At 67.5% G+C, this 3,645-nt stretch carries 3 protein-coding genes and 1 riboswitch; of the genes, 2 read left to right on the top strand and 1 reads right to left on the bottom strand.

The annotated features are described in order from the left end of the window. Together V7082_RS21455 and V7082_RS21450 are read left to right on the top strand one after the other, a co-directional pair. On the top strand, positions 1–2,103 hold a 2,103-nt coding region (locus tag V7082_RS21455; RefSeq protein ID WP_334151714.1), incomplete at its 5' end, for an adenosylcobalamin-dependent ribonucleoside-diphosphate reductase. 398 nt (positions 2,104–2,501) lie between these two features. Then, positions 2,502–2,936 carry a hypothetical protein gene (locus V7082_RS21450; RefSeq protein WP_334151712.1) on the top strand — a complete coding sequence of 145 codons (435 nt, stop codon included), beginning with the start codon at positions 2,502–2,504 and terminating at the stop codon, positions 2,934–2,936. Positions 2,937–3,128: 192 nt separating this feature from the next. Here V7082_RS21450 and crcB read toward each other — a convergent pair whose 3' ends face one another. Next, on the bottom strand, positions 3,129–3,509 hold the full coding sequence (gene crcB / locus V7082_RS21445) for a fluoride efflux transporter CrcB (RefSeq protein WP_334151711.1): 381 nt from the start codon (positions 3,507–3,509) through the stop codon (positions 3,129–3,131). A 76-nt stretch (positions 3,510–3,585) separates the two neighbouring features. Next, a riboswitch (Fluoride riboswitch) is annotated at positions 3,586–3,639 on the bottom strand. Between the last annotated feature and the right edge of the window lie 6 nt (positions 3,640–3,645).

The raw sequence follows: 3,645 nt of genomic DNA, 5'->3' as shown, positions 1-3,645 counted from the left end.
GCCTCCATCTTCGACAACGTGAAGGAGGCCGCCCTCACCATGCAGCAGGGCGGCGGCATCGGCCACGACTTCTCCACGCTGCGTCCCAAGGGCGCGCTCGTGCGCTCGATCGGCGCCGACGCATCGGGCCCGGTGAGCTTCATGGACGTCTGGGACGCCATGTGCCGCACCATCATGTCGGCGGGGGCCCGCCGCGGCGCCATGATGGGCACGCTCGCCTGCGACCATCCCGACATCGAAGCGTTCATCGACGCCAAGGCCGATCCCCTGAAACTGCGCAACTTCAATCTCTCGGTGCTCGTCACGGATGCGTTCGTCGCCGCCGTGCGGCAGGACGCGCCGTGGGATCTCGTTTTCGAAGGCAAGGCCGTGAGAACCGTGCGCGCGCGCGACCTGTGGGACCGCATCATGCGCGCCGCCTACGATTACGCCGAGCCCGGCGTGATCTTCATCGACCGCATCAACGCCGAGAACAATCTCGCCTACTGCGAGGAGATCCGCGCCACCAACCCGTGCGGCGAGCAGCCGCTTCCGCCCTACGGCGCCTGCCTGCTCGGCTCCATCAATCTGGCGGAGATGGTCGCCCACCCCTTCACGCGCAGCGCCGCCATCGATCCGGCGAAGCTCGCGGAGCGCACGGCGATCGCCGTGCGCTTCCTCGACAACGTCATCGACATCTCGGGATACCCGCTTCCCGCCCAGCGGGCGGAGGCGATGGCCAAGCGCCGCATCGGGCTCGGCGTCACGGGCCTGGCCGACGCCTTGATGGCCATGGGCGTGCGCTACGGTTCGCCCGAGGCCGAGCGCCTCGCCGAAAGCTGGATGGCGACCATCGCCCGCGCGGCCTACCTCGCGAGCGCCGGGCTCGCCGCCGAGAAAGGCCCGTTCCCGCTCTATGACGCCGCGCCCTTCCTGGCCGCCCCCAACGTTGCGCGCCTGCCCGAGGACGTGCGCGAGGCCATTCGCCGCCACGGCATCCGCAACGGCTGTCTCACCTCGATCGCCCCCACCGGCACCATCTCGCTCTTTGCCGGCAATGTCTCGTCGGGCATCGAGCCGGTGTTCGATTTCCGCTACACGCGCCGCGTGCTCGGCCGTGACGGCACGACGCACACCGAGGAGGTCGAGGATCTGGCGCATGCGCGCTTCCGCCGCCTCGCGGGACGGGACGCTCCCCTGCCCGCCGCCTTCGTCACGGCATCCGATCTTTCGCCCCGCGAGCACCTGGTGATGCAGGCGGCCCTGCAGCGCCACGTCGATAGCTCGATCTCGAAGACCATCAACTGTCCCGAGGACGTCCCCTTCGAGGTCTTCCAGAAGATCTACCTCGACGCCTTCGACCTCGGGCTCAAGGGCTGCACCGTCTATCGGCCCAACGCCGTGACGGGTGCGATCCTCGCCTCGCCCGCGGCTCGCCCGGCGGCCCTATCATCGAGCGCCGCCACCGGGCCAAGGCCCACCGAGCTCGTCGCCACAGACCCCGCGCCGGCACGGCAGAGCGATATCGTCTACCTGTCGAAGCCGCTCGACCGCGAGCCCGCGCTCGCCGGCTACACCTACAAGATCAAATGGCCCGAGAGCGACCATGCGATCTACGTCACCATCAACGACATCGAGCGGGACGGGCGGAGAAGGCCGTTCGAGATCTTCATCAACACGCGCAACCTCGAGCACTACGCCTGGACGGTGGCGCTGACACGCATGATCAGCGCCGTGTTCCGCCGCGGCGGCGATGTCGCCTTCGTGGCCGAGGAGCTGAAGGCGGTCTTCGATCCCCAGGGTGGACGCTGGCTCGGCGGCCGCTACGTGCCAAGCGTGATCGCCGCCATCGGCGAGGTGATCGAGACCCACATGCGGCGCATCGGGTTCCTCGCCGACCCGGATGGGATCGCCGAGCTGCCGCTGGCGACGCCCATCGCGGTGACGCACGGCGAGCCGCACCCGGCACCCGGCATCGAGAGCCGCGCGCACGGCGCGGCGGACCCCGATTTCGAAACCCACCGCCCGTTCGGGCGCAGCTGCCCGCGCTGCGCGGCGCAAGCGTTCGTAAAAGAGGAAGGGTGCTGGACCTGCCGCGCCTGCGGCTTCTCCCGCTGCGACTAGAGCCTCGCCTCTGATAAAATCAGAGACGAGGCTCTGTGGTTTTGGTTTGACGCGTTTTCTTAACGCGAAGTGGTGTCCACTTCGCTTGAAAACGCTTTAGCCGCCGGAGCCGGACGGGGGAGAGCCCGGACCGGCGCAGAGCGGAGAAGATGACGGATCGGTGGCAAGGCCGTCTCTTCGCCACGCCGGATACACATCGGAAGGTTTGCGGAGCAGGGATAAGTCCATGACCTGCAAGGGCCGGTTCCCGCGGCCACCACGGCCCGCCTCGCGTTGGGGCCGAGCGGCGATTGCCCCAAAATCACTGAGATTGGGTCTTAATTACGCTGAAAACGCTCAGCATTCTGGGGACAGTTCCGTAGCGTCGAGAGCCGCGTAAACGGCAAAGGATTTCGGTCATGGGAGCCCGTGTCATTCAACTCGCAGAGGCAAGAGCCCGCCGCTCGGCACCTGAAACCCAGCTCGCCCCCCTGGACGACGCGTCCGAATACCAGGAGCGGTTCCATTTCTGGTGCGGCGCCTCGGGCCAGCGTTACGTGCACACCGTCTACGACCTTCTCGATTGCCCCGAGGTTCCGGCCGCGAACTTCCTGCTCGTGCATCGCGACGCCGCCGGCCACCGCTCGGTTCTGGCCATCGGCCACCTCAAGCATCAGGCCGCGACCCTCAATCTCGCCGAGATCCGCCACCGCGGTGCACGCCTGGGCGCCAACGAGGTCCACGTGCATCTGCTCGCGCCGTCGGTCGAGGAGCGGCGCATCGTCGAGCTCGACCTGCGCGCCGGCCGCGTCGATTGCGACGCCAGCGAGCGGATCAGCGCAACCCGTCATTGACCCGCGGCCACCTCGCCTGACGCGGGATCGCGACCCTGCCGGCACTGGATTTGTCCATAAGAGTTCCGGACGAGCCCCCTCTCCAACGCACCTCGTCCGTCGTATCGCACCGGCTTCCCCAAGGTCGGTGCGATTTTTTTTTGACCGGGATCCGAGCTTCCGATCGGCAGGACGCCGCAACTCGGAAGGCACCTAACCGAACATCGCGCGCATCGCCCAGAGCCCGAGAAAGAGCCCGAGCACCGAGAGGGCGACGCTGCCCGCGACATAGGCCGCAGCGGCGAGCGTCTCGCCGCGCTCCATCAGCAGCGCCGTATCGAGCGAGAAGGCCGAGAACGTCGTGAACCCGCCGAGGATCCCCGTGGCGAGAAACAGCCTCACGTCGGGCAGCACCTCCCCGCGCAGCGAAAGCCATCCGGCAACGAGCCCCATGGCCGTCGAGCCGGTGACGTTGATGGTGAGAATGCCGTAAGGAAATCCGCTGCTCGCCAGCGCCGTGATCCAGAGGTTGAGAAAGTGGCGCATCACGCCGCCGATGCCGGCGCCGATGAAAACAAGGAGGGATGCTTTCATTAGGGGATCTCCGCTGAAGCCTCGTCGCGGCACCTCACGCGGGAAGCTCGAGGCATGCCCCTACCCGCGCTCAAAGCGCCTGGTAGGAGCCATCAGCCTTGCGGCGGTTGTCGGGAGACTCCATTCCCATCCCACG

The organism is Hyphomicrobium sp. (assembly GCF_036833075.1).
Classification (GTDB): domain Bacteria; phylum Pseudomonadota; class Alphaproteobacteria; order Rhizobiales; family Hyphomicrobiaceae; genus Hyphomicrobium_C.
This window is presented reverse-complemented; position numbering and strand designations above follow the sequence as displayed.

Bases quoted from the DNA above. Each gene is read 5' to 3' on its own strand.
- V7082_RS21450 (WP_334151712.1), top strand. From the start codon at position 2,502: ATGGGAGCCCGTGTCATTCAACTCGCAGAGGCAAGAGCCCGCCGCTCG.
- crcB (WP_334151711.1), bottom strand. From the start codon at position 3,509: ATGAAAGCATCCCTCCTTGTTTTCATCGGCGCCGGCATCGGCGGCGTG.